The sequence below is a fragment of the Thalassococcus sp. S3 genome (assembly GCF_004216475.1).
Classification (GTDB): domain Bacteria; phylum Pseudomonadota; class Alphaproteobacteria; order Rhodobacterales; family Rhodobacteraceae.
Genome location: NZ_CP022303.1, coordinates 2,169,539 through 2,187,982, shown reverse-complemented (window position 1 = coordinate 2,187,982; position 18,444 = coordinate 2,169,539). Strand labels below are relative to the sequence as shown.

Sequence of the window (18,444 nt, the reverse complement as noted above, 5' to 3'; positions counted from 1 at the left end):
CGAAGGGAGATCCATGGCATCCGTTTTTCGCTGGCTTCTGCGGATCGCGGCAGGGCTGATCGTGCTGTGTGTTCTGGCGGTTTTGCTGGTCTATTACCTCGCCTCGGGCTCCCTGCCCGACTATGACAAGCGCGTGTCGGTCAGCGGTCTTTCCGCCCCGGTCGAGATCGTGCGCGACAACGCCAACGTGCCCCATATTTTCGGGGACGATGATGCGGACGTCTTCTTTGGCCTTGGATACGCCCATGCACAGGACCGGCTTTGGCAGATGACCATCCTGCGCCGAACCGTGCAGGGCCGCCTGTCGGAGGTCTTTGGCCAGCGCACCGTTTCCATCGACACCCTGCTGCGGCGGCTGGATCTCTACCGCCTGGCCGTGGCATCCGTGGCCGCCCAGGACGCGCGCACCCTGTCGGCGCTCGAAGCCTATGCGGCAGGGGTGAATGCCAGACTGGAAGAGATTAACCGCGACGCCCTGGGGCGCGGCGCGCCCGAGATGTTTCTTTTCAATGCGCCCGTCGCGCCCTGGCAACCGGCCGACAGCCTGGCCATCGTCAAGCTGATGGGGCTGCAGCTGTCGGGCCATATCGACAACGAGGTGATGCGCGCCCGCACTGCATTGATGCTCGACGACAATGACCGGCTGCGCGATATCATGCCGGACGCCCCGGGAACCGGCATCGCCGCCCTGCCCCAGTTTGCCGAGATTGCGCCGGGTTTGCCCCGGTATGCGGCGAATACCGCGCCGGCATCCGATCCGCTCTCTCCGGTTCATCCGATGCCGTTCGCCGGAGCCTCCAACGCCTTTGCCGCAGCCCCGTCCCGTTCGGCCGCGGGCGGCACTTTGCTTGCAAATGACCCGCATCTGGGCTTCAGCGCGCCGACGATCTGGTATCTGGCGCGCATGGAGCTTGAAAGCGGGGGCGTGATCGGAGGGACGATCCCGGGCATTCCCACCATCATGTCGGGGCGCAGCGCGACGCTAGGCTGGGGGCTCACAACGGCCTATGTCGACGATCAGGACCTCTATATCGAGCGGCTGAACCCCGACAATCCCGAAGAATACCTCACCCCCGATGGCTACAAGCCTTTCGAGACACGGCCGTCGATTATCGAGATCAAGGACGCACCGCCCATCACCCTGACCCTGCGGTGGACCGAAAACGGCCCGGTTCTGCCGGGACGGCAATTCAACCTCGATACCATCACGCCGCCCGGACACGTGATGTCGCTGGCTTGGACCGTGCTGAGTGACCAGGACACCACCATGGGGGCCGCCATCGGCCTTATGGGCGCCAAGACCGTGCGCGAGGCCATCGGCCTCGCCGAAGACTACCTTGCGCCCGCCCAGAACCTGACCCTTGTCGATCGAAGCACGATTGCGATGAAGACGATCGGCACTGTCCCGCGCCGCCTCGCCGATCACCAAAGTCAGGGTCGTCTGCCCAGCCAGGGCTGGCAAGCTGCGAACCGCTGGCAGGGGCGCATGCCCTATGCGTCGAACCCGGAATTCGTCGCTCCTGCCGGGGGCATCCTGGGCAACACCAACAACAAGACGGTGCAACGTCCGTTCCCGAACCACGTCTCGTTCCTCTGGGGCGACAGCCAACGGGTCTTTCGCTGGGAGCGATTGATGCAGGCGCGTGAGGTTCATACGCGCGACAGTTTCATCGAAACCCAACTCGACCCCGTCAGTTTCACCGCCCGCTCTCTCCTGCCGCTGATCGGGGCGGATCTTTGGTTCACCGGGCAAGCCTCCGCTGCGGGCACGACGGAAGGGCAGCGTCAGAAAGCTTTGGCGCTCTTGTCCGAATGGAACGGCGAGATGAATGAACACCTGCCCGAGCCGCTGATTTACGCCGCCTGGCTGCGCGCCCTGCAGGATCGGCTGATCCGGGATGACCTGGGACCGCTGGCCGATGAGTTCACGCACGTGGATCCCGTTTTTATCGAGCGTGTGTTCCGCGACATCGACGGCGCCGCGATCTGGTGCGATGTCCGTCAAAGCGCGCCGCAGGAAACCTGCACCGACATGGCGCGGCTCGCTCTCGACGACGCGCTTGTCTGGATCGGAGCGCGCTACGGCACGGCACTGGAATCGCTGCGCTGGGGCGACGCGCATCAGGCGACGCACGACCACCAGACGCTGGGCGAGGTTCCGGTGCTGCGGTATTTCGTGAATATCCGCCAGTCCACCAGCGGCGGGGACAACACATTGAACCGGGGCCTGACATCGGGGCGGGATCCGAACCCGTTCGAAAATGTGCACGGCGCGGGCTATCGCGGGGTCTATGATTTCGCCGATCCCGATAGTTCGGTCTTTATCACCTCCACCGGGCAATCAGGCCATTTCCTGTCGCGCCACTACGATGATCTTGCCCAGCTTTGGCGCCGGGGGGAGTATATCCCGATGTCGCTGGATGCCGACCTGGCACGCGCCGCCGCGGTTGGGATCACCGAGCTTGTGCCCCGCGACTAAAGCCGGGCGAATTGCGCCTCTTGCTTGGCGGTCCAACGGACGGTGATGTCAAAACCGTCTTCGGTCTGGCGCTCGTCCTGAACGATGTCCTGCTCAAAAAGCCAGGCGCGCGCGCGGCCCTGATCAAACCTCAGATGCAGCTCAGCGTCAAACCGCACCCCTTCCAGCGCTTCGGCCATGGCCGTCAGCAGCGGATCCAGGCCCTCGCCGGTCAGGGCAGAGACCGCAAAGACACGATCATCCCGCGCCGCGCGGGCGTCGACAGCCTCGCGGTCGGCCGAGGAGAGCTGGTCGATCTTGTTCCAGACATCGATGCGCGGGCGACTGTCATCCACACCCAAGGACGTCAGGATCGCCTCCACATCTTCGGCCTGTTCATCGGTCTCATCGTGGCTGATGTCGCGCACGTGACAGATCAGATCGGCCGACAGCACCTCCTCCAGCGTCGCGCGGAACGCGGCAACCAGTTCCGTCGGCAGATCACTGATAAACCCGACCGTATCCGACAGAATGACCTCCGGACCGTCCGGCAGCTCGACGCGGCGCATCGTGGGGTCTAGCGTGGCAAAGAGCATATCTTTCGCCATCACTTCCGCGCCGGTAAGCCGGTTGAAAAGGGTCGACTTGCCTGCGTTGGTGTACCCCACCAGCGCCACGATCGGATAGGGCACCTTGGCCCGCGCGGCGCGGTGCAGGCTTCGCGTCTTGACCACTTTGTCGAGTTGCCGGCGCAAGCGGACAAGCTGGTCATCGATGGCGCGCCGGTCCGCCTCGATCTGCGTCTCGCCGGGGCCACCAACGAACCCAAGCCCGCCGCGCTGGCGTTCCAGGTGCGTCCATGCGCGCACAAGGCGTGTGCGTTGATAGCTGAGCGCCGCCATCTCGACCTGCAGCACGCCCTCGCGCGTGCGGGCGCGGTCACTGAAGATTTCAAGGATCAGGCTTGTGCGGTCCAGGATCTTGACGCCCAAGGCCTTTTCAAGGTTGCGCTGCTGAACAGGCGATACGGGGCCGTCGATCAGAACCAGCTCGATCTCCTCGGCTTTGAACCGGTCTGAGAGTTCGTCAATCTTGCCCGACCCGAACAAAAGGCCCGGATGCGCGCGGGGCAGGCGCACGATGTCCGATCCGATCACGTCCAGATCCGGCAATGCCTTTGCAAGGGCCGCAGCTTCTGCCAACGCGCCTTCCGGGTCGCGCCGGTCGGGATCGGTTTTGATCTCGGGATGCAGCACCCATGACCGGGTGCGCCTCCGCTCATGCTCCATCAAGAGGCGTCTTCGCCCTCATAAAGGCTGATCGGCTGTGCGGGCATGATTGTGGAAATGGCGTGCTTGTAGACCAGCTGGGATTGACCATCCCGGCGCAGCAACACGCAGAAATTGTCAAACCAGGTAATCACACCCTGCAGTTTCACACCATTGATCAGGAAAATTGTAACGGGAACCTTTGTTTTACGTACATGGTTCAGGAACGCGTCCTGAAGATTCTGTCTGTCCGAAGCCATTTTACTTAAATCTCGCCTTTATTCTTGTCACATGCCGCGGACCGACATGTCCCTCGCGCTGAGTATGTAGTGGTGGTTAACGAGATTCCACCCCAAAAAACAGTCCGTTACGGCCTCAATTTTTGGGGGTGGCTCAGCTCCGCCAGAAATCGGTGGTGAAGAGGGCGATGATGGCCAGCGTCTCCAGACGGCCCAGAACCATCGCCGCACAAAGCACGCCCTTGGCCGGATCGCCGAGTTCGACCAGCCGGATGGGGGTCTCGGACGCAATATCAATAAGGGGTCCGGTGGTGGACAAGGTGGCGATGGCCAGGACAAGCGCCTGATCGAAACTGACGCCGAGCGCTGCAAGGGCCACGGTCACAACGGCAAGCGTGACCGCGAAAAGCATGAAGAAGATCCAGGCGATAAAGGCCCCGTCCCGCTGGATGCGCCTGTTCCCGGCGCCCTCACCACTGACCGAGGACGGGTGGACCAGACGCTCCATCTCACGCAGCCCGTTGAGGTAGAGCGCAAAGACACGCAGCAGCTTTACCCCCCCGGCGGTGGTTGCAACGCCGCCACCGATCAACGCAAGCCCCATCAGGATCAGCCCCGGCGTGTTCAGGCCGGACCAGCGTTGGGCGGAATCCCAGTCGGCGCTTTCAAAACCGGTTGTGGTCAGAAAGGACATGACCGTGAAAATGCTACCCCAAAGGGCACGAAGCGCTTCGTCAAAGTCCTGCTCGGCGGCGATATCATAGGCACCCAGCCAATGACGGAGGAACAAGAGCAGAGGCACGCCCACGACCAGCATGATGCCGATCCGAAATTCCGGGTCGCGATCCAGCCGCCCCTGCCCCCCAATCATGGTATCCCCCGAAAATGTCAGCCGGGAGAGCGCAAAGAACATGAACATGAACATCGCAAACTCGCCCACCATGCCAGAGCTGCCCGCGGGCACCCCGCCCACGGCAGAGATACCGCTTGTCGCCATCACCGACATGGCGTGGGTCACCGCGATAAGCGGGTCTTCACCGGCAATGACCAGGCTGATCCACAAAACGATGGTCAACACCCCGTAAATCGGGGCGAGCGTGGCGCTGATCCGCAGCAGCCGTTTGCGTGGATCCGCCCGCTCCATGCTCGCCTGATGATCCTGGAGCCGCCCCGGCTCTCCCTTTGCGGTGACCTCGAAACCGCCGAGCGATAGGGGCGCCAGAATGGCGGAGGCCGCGATCCACATCAGCAATCCTCCCATCCAGCCCACTTGGGCCCGCCACAGATGGAGCGAAGGCGACAACCGGTTGGGATCGGGGAAAATGTTGGCGCCCGTCGTTGTGACCGCGCTGACCATATCGAAATAGGCGTTGAAGAAGCTGGTCGTGCGAAGCGCATCGTGAAACGGGACGGCCAGAAACAAGGGCAGCACCGAAAAGGTCGCAAGAAGCGCAAAGAGCTGTCCCAGCGTTCCGTATTTGGGAACCCGCGAGCCAAGGGCCAGTCCGATCAGCGTGACACAGATCAGGCCAAGCGTCCCGGCATAGAAAAAGGACCGGGAGGGCGCATGATTGTCGAGAATGAACGCATAGACCGCCGGCACATACATCGACAGCGATGCGATGCCCGCCATCAGCAGAAATAACGGGAGGCGGGAAAGCGCCGATCCTGCTGTCACAGCGCGCACCGGCTAGAAGAAATCAATCGAGACCTGCATCAGCCGCTCGACCTCGGGCACATCATCCGCCATGGCGAAGATGGCGACCACATCGCCCTCTTCGATCTTGAGCGCCCCTGTCGGGCGGACGACGTCCTCCCCCTTCATCACCGCGCCGACCAGTACGCCCTCGGGGAAATCAATGTCGCGCAGCTTTTGGCCGGCCATGGGAGAGGTTGACAGAACGACTGCCTCGATCACCTCAGCCTCCGCGTCCCCGATGGAATAGACCTCGCGCACCCGCCCATGCCGGATATGACGCAGGATCGAGCTGACGGTGGTCGCGCGCGGGTTGATATAGGCATCAATCCCCAAAGGCACCATCAGCGGAACGAGCGTGGGGTCGTTGATCAACGCAATCGCCATCGGGCACCCTTCGGCCTTTGCCCGGACCGCAGTCAGCATGTTGGTTTTGTCATCATCGGTCACGGCCAGCATGGCATCGGCGCGGGCAATCCCCGCTTCGGCCAGCAAACCACTGTCGAGCCCGTCGCCGTTCAGCACGATCGTCCGCTCAAGGGCTTCGGCGGCGCGTTCGGCGCATTTGCGGCTTTTCTCGATCACCTTGGCCCGGATGCGGTTGGTGCGCCGCTCCAGTGTTTCGGCGACGGTCAGCCCGACATTGCCGCCACCCACGATCACCACACGCTCCTGCTTTTTCTGGGTCTTGCCGAACACTTCCATGGTGCGGGCCAGATCGTCGACATGGGTGAAGACATAGCATTCATCGCCCACGAAAAGCTGATCGCTCGATTCAGGCGCAAAGAGCGTCCCTTCGCGCCGCACGCCCACCACAATCACCCGCAGGGTCGAAAAGAGGTCGGTCAGTTGCCGCAGCGGCGTGTTCACGATGGGGCAATCGTCGTCCAGTTTGATCCCCAAAAGCTGGGCCTTGCCCCCCATGAAGGTCTCGGTATCAAACGCCGCCGGGGCCGAGAGCCGTTGCATCGCCGCGGCGGCCACCTCGCGCTCGGGGCTGATGACCACGTCGATCGGCAGATGGTCCCGGCGATAGAGATCCGAATAGATCGCATCGAGATAGGACTGACTGCGCAGGCGGGCGATCTTGCGATTGATGGCAAAGACGGAATGCGCGACCTGGCAGGTCACCATGTTCACTTCGTCCGAATAGGTCGCAGCGATGATCATGTCGGCATCGCGCGCGCCCGCCCGGTCCAGTACATCGGGATAGCTGGCAAAGCCGGCTATGCCCTGAACATCCAGTGTATCGGTAGCACGGCGCACCAGATCGGGGTTGTTGTCCACCACGGTCACGTCGTTCAATTCGCCCGACAGATGGCGCGCGATTTGCCAGCCGACCTGCCCCGCGCCGCATATGATAACCTTCATCGCGCTCCTTGCCCGTTGGCGGTTATGTGCCGAATATTCTGAATGGCAGAAGGCAGTGGGCCGGTCAAATCAATTGTCATTCCCGGCCCGCTGCGGCACCATCTGGGCCATGTTCCGCTTTATGATCATTACGATACCCCTGCTGGTCGGTGCCTGCTCACCGCTCAACATCTATCATCAGACCGGCGTTTCGGTGACCCAGTTGCGCACGGACGAGACCAGTTGCGATGTCCGCGCATTGCGTGACGCGCCGGTGGCCAATCAGATCCGCCGGACACCCGCACGGTATATCCCGCCCCGCCAATTTTGCGACAGCGACGGCAATTGCTACAGCCGCGGCGGTTTCTGGGAGCCGGGAGAGATCTACACGGTCGATGTCAATCAGGACCTCCGGCGCCGGGTCAAGGATCAATGCATGATGGGCAAAGGGTATCGTGCAGTGAGCATTCCGCCCTGCCCCCAAGCGGTGGCCGACGCAGCACCGTCCGCGGTGACCGGCACGCTGCCCCGCCTCACCGAAACATCCTGCGTTATCCGCAACCGGGACCGCAGCTGGCAGATCGTGAACCAGGGCTGACCACGGTCAGCCCCTCTTGGTTCTAGTCAGCGCCAAGGCTTTCGACATCCTCCACATGCGCGATGCGAGAGCCTGCCTTGTTTGATGTCACCACGCCCAGGGACTTGAGTTTGCGGTGCAACGCGCTCCGCTCCATCCCGACGAAAGAGGCGGTGCGGCTGATATTTCCGCCGAACCTGTTGATTTGCGTCAGCAGATATTCCCGCTCGAATGCCTCGCGCGCCTCGCGCAGTGGCAAGGTCGCCAGCGCGCCCGAAAGAACCACGCGTTCGTCATCATCCGACGGCTTTTCCTCGTCCTTGGGCAATTCGCGCGCCTCGATGGGGCCGTTCCCTTCCCCAAGGATCAGAACCCTTTCGATCAGGTTCTTGAGTTGGCGGACATTGCCGGGCCAGGACATCGTCTGCATCAGCGCCACGGCATCGTCGCTGACAGCGCGCAAGGGAAGCCCCTGAGACGCGTTGCAAGAGGCGATGAAATGCTCGACCAGAAGCGGAATATCCTCGCGTCTTTCGGCCAGCGCCGGAACCGCGATCGGTACCACATTCAGTCGGTGATACAGCTCCTGGCGGAACCGGTTAGCGTCGATCTCCGCCTCCAGATCCTTGTTGGTGCTTGAAATCACCCTGAGATCCACGCGCACGCGATCCGTGCCGCCCACGCGCTGGAACTGCTGGTCCACCAGCACCCGCAGGATTTTGGATTGGGTGACGATCGGCATATCCGCCACTTCGTCAAAATAGATGACGCCGCCATTGGCTTCTTCCAGCAAACCCTGCTCAACGCCGCGTTCCGTGCTTTCACGCCCGAAAAGAACAGCCTCCATCCGCTCGGGCTCGATACTGGCGCAATTCACCGTGATAAACGGCGCATTCGCCCGGTTCGAATTGGCGTGGATATAGCGTGCAGCGATTTCCTTGCCCGAGCCGGCCGGTCCCGACAGCATCACGCGCCCGTTCGACTTCGTCACTTTGTCAAGTTGGCCCAGCAGCGTGCGGAAGGCCGAACTCGCCCCGATCATTTCGGCAACGGCACCGTCCTTGCGCTTGAGAGACTGGTTCTCTCGCCGCAGCCTCGACGTTTCCATCGCGCGCCGGATCACGACCAAAAGCTGATCGATATTGAATGGCTTTTCGATGAAGTCATAGGCGCCCTGCTTGATCGCGGCCACCGCGATCTCGATATTTCCGTGGCCCGAAATGATCACGACGGGCACATCTGGATAGTCACGCTTGACCACTTTCAGGATATCGATCCCGTCCATGTTGCTGTCTTTCAGCCAGATATCGAGGATCAGCAGCGCCGGAGGCTCAGTTTTCACCGCGTCCATGCAGTCATCGGAATTTCCGGCCAACCGGGTCGCAAAGCCCTCATCCTCGAGGATGTCAGACACCAATTCACGGATATCACGTTCGTCGTCAACAATCAGAATATCACTCATATCAGTCCTGTAGCTCTGGTTTTTTATGCTCGGTCTTTTCAGTGGCGGTGACCGGAAGCCGGATCACTGCCATCGCGCCGAAATGCGATTGGCCAGGGAAGACCGGCGCGTCTTCCAGCACCAGCGTGCCGCCATGTTCTTCAACAATCTTCTTTACAATAGGCAAGCCAAGGCCCGTTCCCTCGCTGCGCGTGGTTACGTATGGCTCAAAAAGTCGGGCTCGATCCTCGGGGAGGCCAACGCCGTTATCCGCAATCCGGATCTCGACCTGACGATCCTGCTGCAGCAGGCTGACCCGGATCTGGGGCGCCAGGTCTGCTGGGGCCTCCTTGCGCTTCAAACTCTCGATCGCCTCGCCCGCATTCTTGATCAGGTTGGTCAGCGCCTGTGAAATCATGGTCGCATCCAAGCTGGTGACAATGGGCTCTTCCGGCAGATCCGCGATCAACTCCACCCCAGGCTGTCCTGTTTGTTGCAGCAGCACGGCATCGCGGATGATCTGAACCAAATCCTCACTGCGCCGGTCCGGTTCCGGCATCCGGGCAAATTTGGAAAACTCGTCCACGATGCGGCGCAGATCGTTGGTCTGGCGAACGATCACATCGGTCATCGCTTCCAGCCGGTCGCTGTCATCGCCCACCTGCGGCGCGAACTTGCGCTTGATCCGCTCCGCGCTTAACTGAATCGGGGTGAGCGGGTTCTTGATCTCGTGGGCGATGCGCCGTGCAACATCCCCCCAGGCCGCCATCCGCTGGGCGCTAACAAGATCGGTCACATCGTCGAACGCCACGACATAGCCTTCAAGACGCCCGTTTTCCCCCCGGCGTGTCGCCATTCGCACCAGCAAATTCTCAAGACGTCCGCCACGGGTCACCTTGATCTCTTCCTGCGCCACGTGGGCGGGTCCTTTGCGAAGTTGCTCGAAAAGCGGACCGAATTCAGGGACGGCCACCGCCAGCGACAGCGATTGCTCTCCTCCCGACCAGTCCAGAAGCCGCTCAGCCGACCGGTTCACGAAGGTCACACGACCTTCGGGATCAAGGCCGACCACGCCCGAGGTCACCGAACTCAGAACGGAATCGAAAAGCCTGCGCCGCCGTTCGATCTGGCGTGTGTTGTCCAGAAGCGTCTCGCGCTGCCCTTTCAGCTGGCGGGTCATCTGATTAAAGTAACGGCCCAGCATGGCGATCTCGTCATCGCCGTCCTCCTCGACCACCTGCACATCCAGATCGCCCGCCCCGACCCGTTGCGCCGCGCCCGTCAAACGACCGACCGGACGCGACAGACGCTCGGCCAGCCAAAGGCCCAACCAGATCGCCGCCAGGATCAGGATGACCGCGAATCCCAGATAAAGCAGCCCGAACTGATAGAGCACCCTGCCCCGTTCGCTCTCAAGCTGCTGGTAAAGAAGAACCGTTTCCTGCGTCTCGTCGAGCAGGTTCAGGATCTCGCCATCCACCGTGCGGCTGACATAGAGAAACCGGTCGACGAAGGCATCAAGACGCACCAAAGCGCGAAACTCGTTATTGTCCCAGTCCTGAATGATGGCTCTGCCGGTCTTGCTGGCCTCCTGGATCTGGCCCGCTGTCGGACGCTCGAAATTGAACAGATAGGATCGCTCGCCCCGGCTGCGGATCTCACCGGTGCCGTCGATCACATAGGCTTCGCGCAGCCCCCTCTGGATCTGGCTTTGACCTTGCCCCAGAACCTGACGGACCTGCGCGTCATCCATGAAAAAGGTCACGCTGCGATTGGTGTCGAGGAACCGCGCAAGCGCTTGGGCATCTTCGGCAAGATCTTCGCGCTGCTCTGTCTCGTAGGCCTGTGCCGCCGCCAGTGAACTGCCCACCACGGCCCTGACGCGCTCGGAAAACCAGCCTTCCAGACCGATATTCACGGTCAACCCGGCAAAAATCGCAACCGTCACGGTCGGGATGAGCGCCAGCAACGCGAACGCCCCTGTCAGGCGCAGGTGAAGCCGTGAACCCGCCGATTTCGCGCGCCGTGCCGCGATCAGCCGCGCCACCTGCCCCAGGACCAGCGCGGCAACGACCAGAATATAGACAAGGTCGGCCAGCAAGACGAACCTGAGGCTGAGGTTCGAGGCCCCCTGATCCAGCGGACCAAGCACGAGAAAAGTCGCAAGCGCCAGAAGCGGGCCCAGCACCACGAGGCCCAGCGTTGCGATATTCTGCACGCGTTTCGCCCGGCGCAAGCGCCGAAACTGCACAAGCCAATGGGAATTATGTGACCGGGTTGCCACCCGACTGCCCTCATCCTGATGTGCCGCGTTTGCGGCTGACCGCCATATATCGTGGTCGTTTCCCCCTGCTGCTGCAGGGTCGCCACATTAATGTGGCCTTTTTACATCAATTTGCGGCGCCGTGTCACCTGAATATCGAGGTCCGTAATTTTCTTGCGCAGCGTATTGCGGTTGATGCCCAGAAGATCTGCGCATTTGGCCTGATTTCCACCCGTCGCATCCAGCGCGATTTCGATCAGCGGCATCTCCATTTCGCGCAGGATCCGTGCGTAAAGACCCGGGGGCGGCAGCGCGTTGCCGTGCAGGTCGAAATAGCGGCGCAGATGGCGTCCGACCGACGCCGACAACTTCTCGGTGTCGCCTCCGCCCAGAACGGGCTCCATTTCAGGCTGCGATCCCAGCACGACCTCCACTTCGGACCGTGCAATCTCGTCCGAGCGGCTGGTCAGCACCAGCCGGCGCACCGCGTTTTCAAGCTGGCGGACATTGCCGGGCCAGCTGTAAGCGCGGAAAAGCTCTGATGCATCTTCGCTCAGCCAGCGTTTCGGCGCGCCTTCACGCTCGGCCCGGGTCAGAAAGTGCTCTCCCAGCAAAGGAATGTCATCCACCCGCTCTCTCAAGGACGGCACATGGACGGTGGCACCGCTGAGCCGGTAGTAGAGATCCTGCCGCACCTGACCCGCTTCCATCGCCGAGGCCAGATTGCTTTGACTGGTCGCCATGAAGCGGGGCACATGATCGCCCGGCGCGTCCATCATGCGCACGATGCGCGCCTGTATCTCTTCCTCGATATCTCCGATCTCGTCGATCAGCAGCGTGCCGCCCTTGACCCGGGCCAGGATCCGAGCGGGGCCTTCGAGATCGCGCAGATCCGCCCCCGTGACGGTCACGAACGGCAAGGTGCGCCGATCAGAAAAGTCATGGATGGCGCGGGCGATCAGTGACTTGCCGGTTCCGCTTTCCCCTGAAATCAGCACCGGCAGATCGGTGTTCATGACCCGCGCGACCAAACGATAAAGCGCCTGCATGACCTGCGTGCGCCCGACCAGCGGCAGATCATCGGGGCGCTCATCAAGCTCTTCGGCCTTTTCGTTCGGAACGCGGCGTTTGAGTTCCAGCGCCCGCGCCGTCCGCTTCATCAGATCGGGCAGATCGAACGGCTTGGGCAGATAATCATAGGCCTCCGCCTCCGCCGCCTGGATCGCAGTCATGATCGTATTCTGCGCCGAGATCACGATGACCGGCAGACCGGGACGATCCTCGGCGATTTTGGGCAGCATCTCCAGCCCGTTGCCATCCGGCATCACGACATCGGAGATCACGACATCGCCTTTCCCTTCACCCACCCACCGCATCAGCGTCGTGAGCGAGCTGGTGGCATGAACCTTGCACCCGGCCCGGGTCAGCGCCTGGGTCAGGACGGTGCGGATCGTACGGTCATCATCTGCAACTAGAACTGTCCCGTCCATCAAGCACTCTCCCTGGATTCGGATTTGACGTCGCGCGGAACACGCGGAAGCGATAGGCGAAAGACGGTCTTGCCGGGGACCGAGGTGACGGAGATCCAGCCATCGTGATCGGAAATAATCTTGCTGACCAATGCCAGGCCCAAACCGGTGCCATTTTCACGCCCTGAAACAAATGGATCGAATATATCTGCCTTGATCTTTTCCGGCAGGCCCGGACCGTCGTCAATAATCTCCACCTGAAGCGGCAAGGATTGGCCTGAACCGTCGCTGCGGCGAAGTCGAAAACTGTGTTCGAAGTATGAATGAATCCGGATCGTTCCACCTTTTATTTCAGCAGCTTCCGAGGCGTTCTTAAGAAGGTTGAGCACCACCTGCAAAAGCTGATCGGGATCGCCGAACGCCAACGGCAGGGACGGATCGTAGTCCTCCACGATGTTCATATGCGCACCAAAACCCAGCAAGGCCGAGCGTCTCGCACGGTCAAGCACGTCGTGGATGTTGACCGGTTTCATATCCGGACGCGAAAGGTTGCCAAACTGCTCCACCTGCTCCAGCAGCTTCACGATCCGCCGGCTTTCAGCAACGATAAGATCGGTCAACTCCAGATCGTCCGCGCCCAGGTTCATGCTCAGAAGCTGTGCCGCGCCGGTAATTCCGGCAAGCGGGTTCTTGATCTCGTGCGCCAGCATCTCTGCCATGCCGATCGCGGACTGAGCCGCCGACTTGACCGAATGGCTTTGCGTCATCCGCCCGGCAAGCTCACGCGGAGAGATCATCAGGATCATCGTGCCCGGATACCCGATCAGGGGCGCGATCTGCAGCGCGCATTGCAGCGGCGCGCGATTGCCGGACCCGACGTCGACGTCATTGACGAAGAGCGGGGTGCCGTTCTTGCGCGCCCGCTGAAAGGCCTCCTCAAGCGGGGCATCGACCGCGATTTGGTCCCAGACCGGGGTTCCAGCCACGGATTTCGCGGACGCGTTGAAAAATCCCTCAGCCGCAGAGTTGACGTCGAGGATCCGATCCTCGCTGTCAACCAACAGGGCGGGCACCGGCAATGAGGCCCATATCGACTGATCCGACGTCATGCGGCCACGCATTCGCGCGGCGCGAGGGCGTCAACCAAAAGCCGCAAAACCTCTTCGGGATCCCGCGACACCAGCACCGCGCGCCGCAGCGCCCTGGACGTTTGCGCGCCATCCATGTACCACCCCAGATGCTTGCGCGCGACCCGGAGGCCCAGGTCGATGCCATAAAAGGCGAGCATCGCGTCGTAATGCCCCTGCACCATCTCGATCAGATCCGCGCCTTTGGGTCGATGTGGCGCTGGGGTCCCGAAAACTGCGTGAGATACCTCTGCCAGAAGCCATGGTTTACCTTGCGCACCACGACCGATCATCACACCGTCCGCGCCCGATTGCGCCAGTGCGTCACGTGCCGTGCGCGCATCAACAATATCGCCATTGGCTATGACGGGGATCGACACGGCCTCTTTCACAGCCCGGATCGCGCCCCAATCCGCTTGGCCCTTGTAAAACTGGCACCGGGTACGCCCATGGATGGTGATCATCTGCACCCCCGCCGCCTCAGCCCTGCAGGCGATGTCAGGTGCGTTCAAACAGGCATCATCCCAGCCCAGCCGCGTTTTCAGCGTGACCGGAACCGAAACCGCCTGAACAACCGCCTCGATCAGGCGCAAGGCATGATCCGGCGTCTTCATCAGCGCCGAGCCGGACAGGCCGTTTGTCACCTTCTTGGCCGGGCAGCCCATGTTGATGTCGATGATCCTGGCGCCACTGGCTTCGACCTGTCGGGCCGCTTCGGCCATCCAATGCGCCTCTCGCCCGGCAATCTGCACGGCTGTGCCCTCGACCTCGGCCCCCAGCTCCGCGCGCTCGCGGACGCCGGGCTTGGCCTGCACCATCTCCTGGCTCGCCACCATCTCGCTGACGACGAGACCCGCGCCGAACCGCGCGACCAGATCTCGGGTGGGTCGATCTGTGATGCCAGCCAGCGGCGCCAGAAATACCGGGGGCGCCAAAGTGGTGGTCGAAAGCCGAATGGCCACGTGCTCAATCCTTGTGCAATTAGATTTGTGCTAGCGAGTTCATCACCCTCACACAATATTCCGGGCAGATCAAAAGACCGCGAAACTGCCTTATGCTCAAAAAAGAAGCGCTTTTTTGCTTGCGATTGCCTCTTGCACCGCCAAGCCCTAAAGATGAAGGCCGAGGCGCATGCGATCGGGGACAAGAAGGTATGAGTGTTGCGGCCATCATTGTTGCGGCCGGGCGCGGGGAACGCGCGGGGGGGGCGATCGCGAAGCAATGGCAGGTCGTTGCTGGGCGCCGGGTCATTGACTGGACGGTGCAGCGCTTTCTGAACCACCCTGACATATCCCACATCGTCCTCGTGTTGCCGGAGAACGACCCAAAGGCCGCGACCGCGTTCAAGGACCTTTCCAAGGTGATTTGCACGACCGGGGGTCAGACACGCATGAAATCTGTGAACAATGGCCTGCAAGCCCTTGCAGGTGAACGTGTTTCAAAGGTTCTGATACATGACGTCGCCCGTCCTTGCGTCCCCGATCAGGTCATTGCGGACGTTCTGGATGCATTGGACAAAGACGAAGCAGCAGCGCCGGGTCTTGCCGTCAGCGACGCCCTTTGGCACGGCGATGCCGGCACCGTTCAGGCGACCCGTGACCGCACCGGTCTTTTCGCGGCGCAAACCCCCCAGGGCTTTGCCTATCACGCGATCCGGGCAGCGCATGACGCCTTTGATGGTGAGGCCGCGGATGATGTCGAAGTCGCCCGCGCGGCGGGACTGGAAGTCAGGATCGTCCCCGGCCATCCTGACAATCTCAAGATCACCCGGCCGGAAGACTTCGCTCGGGCGGCCCGCATATTGGAGGAGCAAATGGATATCCGGCTCGGCAACGGTTATGACGTGCATCGCTTTACCGACGGCGACCATGTCGTCCTTTGCGGCGTGAAAATCCCACATGACCGAAGCCTTGATGGCCATTCCGACGCGGATGTGGGCATGCATGCCGTGACCGACGCCGTATACGGCGCCTTGGCCGAAGGGGATATCGGTCGGCACTTTCCCCCGTCCGATCCGCAATGGAAAGGCGCCGCGAGCGAAATCTTTCTGCGCCACGCTGTCCAACTGGCGCGGGACAGAGGGTTCGAGATCAGTAACGTGGATTGCACGCTGGTCTGCGAATTTCCGAAAATCGGGCCACATTCGGCCCGGATGCAGTCCCAGATGGCAGACCTTATGGCGGTGGACGAACGTCGCGTGTCGATCAAGGCCACCACGTCCGAGCGCCTTGGCTTTACCGGTCGGGGCGAAGGGATCGCAGCGCTCGCAACAGTTGCTCTCGTTTCCAGATGAGCGCGCTGGCACGCATCATCTCTACACTGGGCGGAATTGGTTATCTCCGGCCTGGACCGGGGACATGGGGTTCACTTGCCGCCCTGCCCCTTGCCTGGGCGATCCATATTCTGGGCGGGTTCACGTTCTTTCTGGTGGTGCTTGTTGCTGTCACATTAGTGGGTTGGTGGGCCGTCCGCACAACCACACAAGACCTGGCCGAGCACGATCCGTCCGAAATCGTCATCGACGAGGTGGCCGGACAATGGGTGGCCTTGTTGCCGCTGTCCTATTCGGCGACCACGATGCAACTGGACATCAGCGCGCTTTGGCCGGGCTGGATCGCCGCATTCGTGCTCTTCCGGCTGTTTGACATATTCAAACCGGGCCCGGTCAGGTGGGCCGATAGGCGCGGCGACGCACTTGGCGTGATGCTTGACGATCTTGTTGCCGGCCTGATCGCTGCGGTAGGGGTGATCCTCCTGGCCGGTCTTGCACATGGGGTATTGGGGATATGAGTGCATCGGGAGTTCTGGCACGCGCACGCTCTGCCGGCGTTATGATTGCCACTGCGGAAAGCTGCACCGGCGGCCTGATCGCCGCCGCCCTGACCGATATCGCGGGCTCATCGGATGTGTTCGAACGCGGCTTTGTCACCTACACCAACAGCGCCAAAGAAGAGATGTTGGGTGTCGCCCCGGGAACGATCGGCGCGCATGGCGCCGTGTCCGAGCCGGTTGCAGCAGAAATGGCTGAAGGCGCGTTGGCGCGGTCCAAAGCAGACCTGGCCGTGTCGGTCACGGGCATCGCAGGGCCAGGCGGGTCAGAGTTCAAGCCCGAAGGACGGGTCTGCTTTGGCCTCGCCCAGACCGAGAGGGCCGTCTTCACCGAAACGGTGGAGTTTGGTCCGCTGGGCCGTGCCGGCGTGCGAGACGCGGCCCGTGATCACGCGCTGGCGCTTCTTCTGAAAACGCTTCACACAGGCTGACGCATCAAGGCCGCAATGTCGCCCACCCCTCCGGTGCCGTGCAAGAGGGACCACGCAGTCCGTTCGGTCTCCTCCCCCAGCAGGGCGCGCGCCTTTTTCCTCACTTCGGTGATCCGCGCGGACAGCGGCAAGGCCGCGTTCAGATCATGCGTTGCATGCTCAACCGCGCCGCCCGCCCGGGTGAGTGTCACATGCGCTTCGAGCTCTCCGAGCAGAGGATCTTCTGTCACCACAACCCTGGAGCGGACCGCCCCGATATCCGCCCGGGCGCACAAGGCGTCGCTAAAGCTGCCGGGGGTTCCGGTGTCCAGTCCAGCGGCCTTCATTGCGATCACTGTGGTGTAGCTGAACTTGGCGCCAAGTCCGGTGCTGGGTGCCGCTTGGTTACAGACGCTCATCCACCGGGGATGCGTCCGCACCTCAATTCTCGTGATATCGGGCGCGGTCAGATCCAACCGCGCGGCGGCCTCCAGCGCGGCATGCAAGCCATGACAGCAGGCGTGGAATTTGTGCTGAACGTCTTCGAATTGCCAGAGATCGCCCATGCCGTCCGTGGCTTCGGCCTGGTCCGCCTCACCATGATGCGTCGCGCCATAGCCAAAGGGACCTTCCAGCGCGTTCGGATCGCTGTCAAATCCCTGCGCCACAAGGCGCGCCACCTCAAGCCCGGAGGCTGCGGCTTGCCCTGCATTGAACGGTTTGCCCATCGTGCCGAATTGCGCCTTCAAGCCAGAGGCGGATGTCGCCGCGAGGCCAATCACCTGGGCCATCTGCCGCGCCGTCAGTCCGAGCAAGCGCCCTGCGGTCACGGCTGCGCCAAAGGTGCCCGCCGTCGCCGTCTGATGAAATCCCGCCTGGTAGTGCGACCGGCCCAGCCATTGCCCCACCCGGATCGACACCTCGGCGCCGACAAGGGCGGCGTCGAGCATCTCATCCATGGAGAGATCGTGCCGCTCGGCCAGGGCCATGGCCACGGGGAAAATAGCCACCGACGGGTGACCGATATGCCCGAAATGGGTGTCGTCATAATCCAGCGCATGCGAAATCGTGCCGTTCGCAAGCGCTGCCAGGCGGTCTGGCACCGGCCGCTGCGCGCCGAAAATGCTGGCATGTTCCGCGCCGCCCGCCTCTCGCGCATAGTCACGGATGACCCGCGACACATCCTCATCCGATCCGGCACGACCAACGGCAAGCCAGTCGAGTGCCGACAGACGAATGACAGTCGCTGCTGCATCGGGCACACACAGTTTGCTGACGGCAAAATCAGCCAGCGCCTGTGTGAACGACCCCATTGGC

Annotated in this window: 15 protein-coding genes; 5 read left to right on the top strand and 10 right to left on the bottom strand. The window is 62.0% G+C overall.

Going from position 1 to position 18,444, the window contains the following annotated elements:
• Window positions 1-13: 13 nt before the first annotated feature.
• Window positions 14-2,479, top strand: coding sequence for a penicillin acylase family protein (locus CFI11_RS10965; RefSeq protein WP_130405854.1), 2,466 nt, complete (start codon window positions 14-16; stop codon window positions 2,477-2,479).
• Here CFI11_RS10965 and hflX read toward each other — a convergent pair.
• The 4 genes from hflX to trkA form a co-directional block, all read right to left on the bottom strand.
• The gene (gene hflX / locus CFI11_RS10960) at window positions 2,476-3,747 is read right to left on the bottom strand and encodes a GTPase HflX (protein ID WP_130405852.1); all 1,272 of its coding nucleotides are present in this window, start codon (window positions 3,745-3,747) and stop codon (window positions 2,476-2,478) included. The two genes, CFI11_RS10965 and hflX, sit on opposite strands and share 4 nt — an antisense overlap.
• Complete coding sequence (hfq, locus tag CFI11_RS10955) at window positions 3,747-3,986, bottom strand: RNA chaperone Hfq (RefSeq protein ID WP_008204623.1); 240 nt, start codon at window positions 3,984-3,986, stop codon at window positions 3,747-3,749. Before hfq ends, hflX begins: the two co-directional genes overlap by 1 nt.
• 133 nt (window positions 3,987-4,119) lie before the next feature.
• Window positions 4,120-5,598, bottom strand: coding sequence for a TrkH family potassium uptake protein (locus CFI11_RS10950; protein WP_254449069.1), 1,479 nt, complete (start codon window positions 5,596-5,598; stop codon window positions 4,120-4,122).
• Between the two features lie 57 nt (window positions 5,599-5,655).
• A complete protein-coding gene (trkA, locus tag CFI11_RS10945) occupies window positions 5,656-7,032 on the bottom strand; it encodes a Trk system potassium transporter TrkA (protein ID WP_130405850.1) in 1,377 nt (458 codons plus the stop codon).
• Here trkA and CFI11_RS10940 point away from each other — a divergent pair.
• Window positions 7,019-7,609 (top strand): hypothetical protein, encoded by a 591-nt coding sequence (locus tag CFI11_RS10940; protein ID WP_254449068.1) that lies wholly within the window; start codon window positions 7,019-7,021, stop codon window positions 7,607-7,609. The genes trkA and CFI11_RS10940 overlap by 14 nt on opposite strands.
• Before the next feature lie 22 nt (window positions 7,610-7,631).
• Here the strand turns inward: CFI11_RS10940 and CFI11_RS10935 are convergent, their stop codons facing one another.
• The 5 genes from CFI11_RS10935 to dusB form a co-directional block, all read right to left on the bottom strand.
• The gene (locus CFI11_RS10935; protein ID WP_130405848.1) at window positions 7,632-9,050 is read right to left on the bottom strand and encodes a sigma-54 dependent transcriptional regulator; all 1,419 of its coding nucleotides are present in this window, start codon (window positions 9,048-9,050) and stop codon (window positions 7,632-7,634) included.
• Between the two features lies 1 nt (window position 9,051).
• Window positions 9,052-11,313 carry an ATP-binding protein gene (locus tag CFI11_RS10930; protein WP_371687473.1) on the bottom strand — a complete coding sequence of 754 codons (2,262 nt, stop codon included), beginning with the start codon at window positions 11,311-11,313 and terminating at the stop codon, window positions 9,052-9,054.
• Window positions 11,314-11,414: 101 nt separating this feature from the next.
• A complete protein-coding gene (locus CFI11_RS10925; RefSeq protein WP_130405846.1) occupies window positions 11,415-12,782 on the bottom strand; it encodes a sigma-54 dependent transcriptional regulator in 1,368 nt (455 codons plus the stop codon).
• Window positions 12,782-13,870: a nitrogen regulation protein NR(II) gene (locus CFI11_RS10920; protein WP_130405844.1), complete on the bottom strand. Its 1,089-nt coding sequence runs from the start codon at window positions 13,868-13,870 to the stop codon at window positions 12,782-12,784. Before CFI11_RS10920 ends, CFI11_RS10925 begins: the two co-directional genes overlap by 1 nt.
• A complete protein-coding gene (gene dusB / locus CFI11_RS10915) occupies window positions 13,867-14,850 on the bottom strand; it encodes a tRNA dihydrouridine synthase DusB (protein ID WP_130405842.1) in 984 nt (327 codons plus the stop codon). The genes CFI11_RS10920 and dusB overlap by 4 nt, the downstream gene beginning before the upstream one ends.
• Before the next feature lie 191 nt (window positions 14,851-15,041).
• Here dusB and CFI11_RS10910 point away from each other — a divergent pair, with 191 nt between their 5' ends.
• The 3 genes from CFI11_RS10910 to CFI11_RS10900 are packed head-to-tail and all read left to right on the top strand — an operon-like array spanning window position 15,042 to window position 17,148.
• Window positions 15,042-16,181 carry a bifunctional 2-C-methyl-D-erythritol 4-phosphate cytidylyltransferase/2-C-methyl-D-erythritol 2,4-cyclodiphosphate synthase gene (locus CFI11_RS10910; RefSeq protein ID WP_130405840.1) on the top strand — a complete coding sequence of 380 codons (1,140 nt, stop codon included), beginning with the start codon at window positions 15,042-15,044 and terminating at the stop codon, window positions 16,179-16,181.
• Window positions 16,178-16,678 carry a phosphatidylglycerophosphatase A gene (locus tag CFI11_RS10905; RefSeq protein ID WP_130405838.1) on the top strand — a complete coding sequence of 167 codons (501 nt, stop codon included), beginning with the start codon at window positions 16,178-16,180 and terminating at the stop codon, window positions 16,676-16,678. Before CFI11_RS10910 ends, CFI11_RS10905 begins: the two co-directional genes overlap by 4 nt.
• Window positions 16,675-17,148: a CinA family protein gene (locus tag CFI11_RS10900; protein ID WP_130405836.1), complete on the top strand. Its 474-nt coding sequence runs from the start codon at window positions 16,675-16,677 to the stop codon at window positions 17,146-17,148. Before CFI11_RS10905 ends, CFI11_RS10900 begins: the two co-directional genes overlap by 4 nt.
• On the opposite strand, the gene CFI11_RS10895 is transcribed toward CFI11_RS10900, so the two are convergent.
• Window positions 17,136-18,440: an MmgE/PrpD family protein gene (locus tag CFI11_RS10895; RefSeq protein WP_130405834.1), complete on the bottom strand. Its 1,305-nt coding sequence runs from the start codon at window positions 18,438-18,440 to the stop codon at window positions 17,136-17,138. The two genes, CFI11_RS10900 and CFI11_RS10895, sit on opposite strands and share 13 nt — an antisense overlap.
• Window positions 18,441-18,444 lie beyond the last annotated feature (4 nt).

Coding starts and splice junctions, on each gene's coding strand:
- CFI11_RS10965 (WP_130405854.1), top strand. CDS start 14: ATGGCATCCGTTTTTCGCTGGCTTCTGCGGATCGCGGCAGGGCTGATC.
- hflX (WP_130405852.1), bottom strand. CDS start 3,747: ATGGAGCATGAGCGGAGGCGCACCCGGTCATGGGTGCTGCATCCCGAG.
- hfq (WP_008204623.1), bottom strand. CDS start 3,986: ATGGCTTCGGACAGACAGAATCTTCAGGACGCGTTCCTGAACCATGTA.
- CFI11_RS10950 (WP_254449069.1), bottom strand. CDS start 5,598: ATGGCGGGCATCGCATCGCTGTCGATGTATGTGCCGGCGGTCTATGCG.
- CFI11_RS10940 (WP_254449068.1), top strand. CDS start 7,019: ATGATAACCTTCATCGCGCTCCTTGCCCGTTGGCGGTTATGTGCCGAA.
- trkA (WP_130405850.1), bottom strand. CDS start 7,032: ATGAAGGTTATCATATGCGGCGCGGGGCAGGTCGGCTGGCAAATCGCG.
- CFI11_RS10935 (WP_130405848.1), bottom strand. CDS start 9,050: ATGAGTGATATTCTGATTGTTGACGACGAACGTGATATCCGTGAATTG.
- CFI11_RS10925 (WP_130405846.1), bottom strand. CDS start 12,782: ATGGACGGGACAGTTCTAGTTGCAGATGATGACCGTACGATCCGCACC.
- CFI11_RS10920 (WP_130405844.1), bottom strand. CDS start 13,870: ATGACGTCGGATCAGTCGATATGGGCCTCATTGCCGGTGCCCGCCCTG.
- CFI11_RS10910 (WP_130405840.1), top strand. CDS start 15,042: ATGAGTGTTGCGGCCATCATTGTTGCGGCCGGGCGCGGGGAACGCGCG.
- CFI11_RS10905 (WP_130405838.1), top strand. CDS start 16,178: ATGAGCGCGCTGGCACGCATCATCTCTACACTGGGCGGAATTGGTTAT.
- CFI11_RS10900 (WP_130405836.1), top strand. CDS start 16,675: ATGAGTGCATCGGGAGTTCTGGCACGCGCACGCTCTGCCGGCGTTATG.
- CFI11_RS10895 (WP_130405834.1), bottom strand. CDS start 18,440: ATGGGGTCGTTCACACAGGCGCTGGCTGATTTTGCCGTCAGCAAACTG.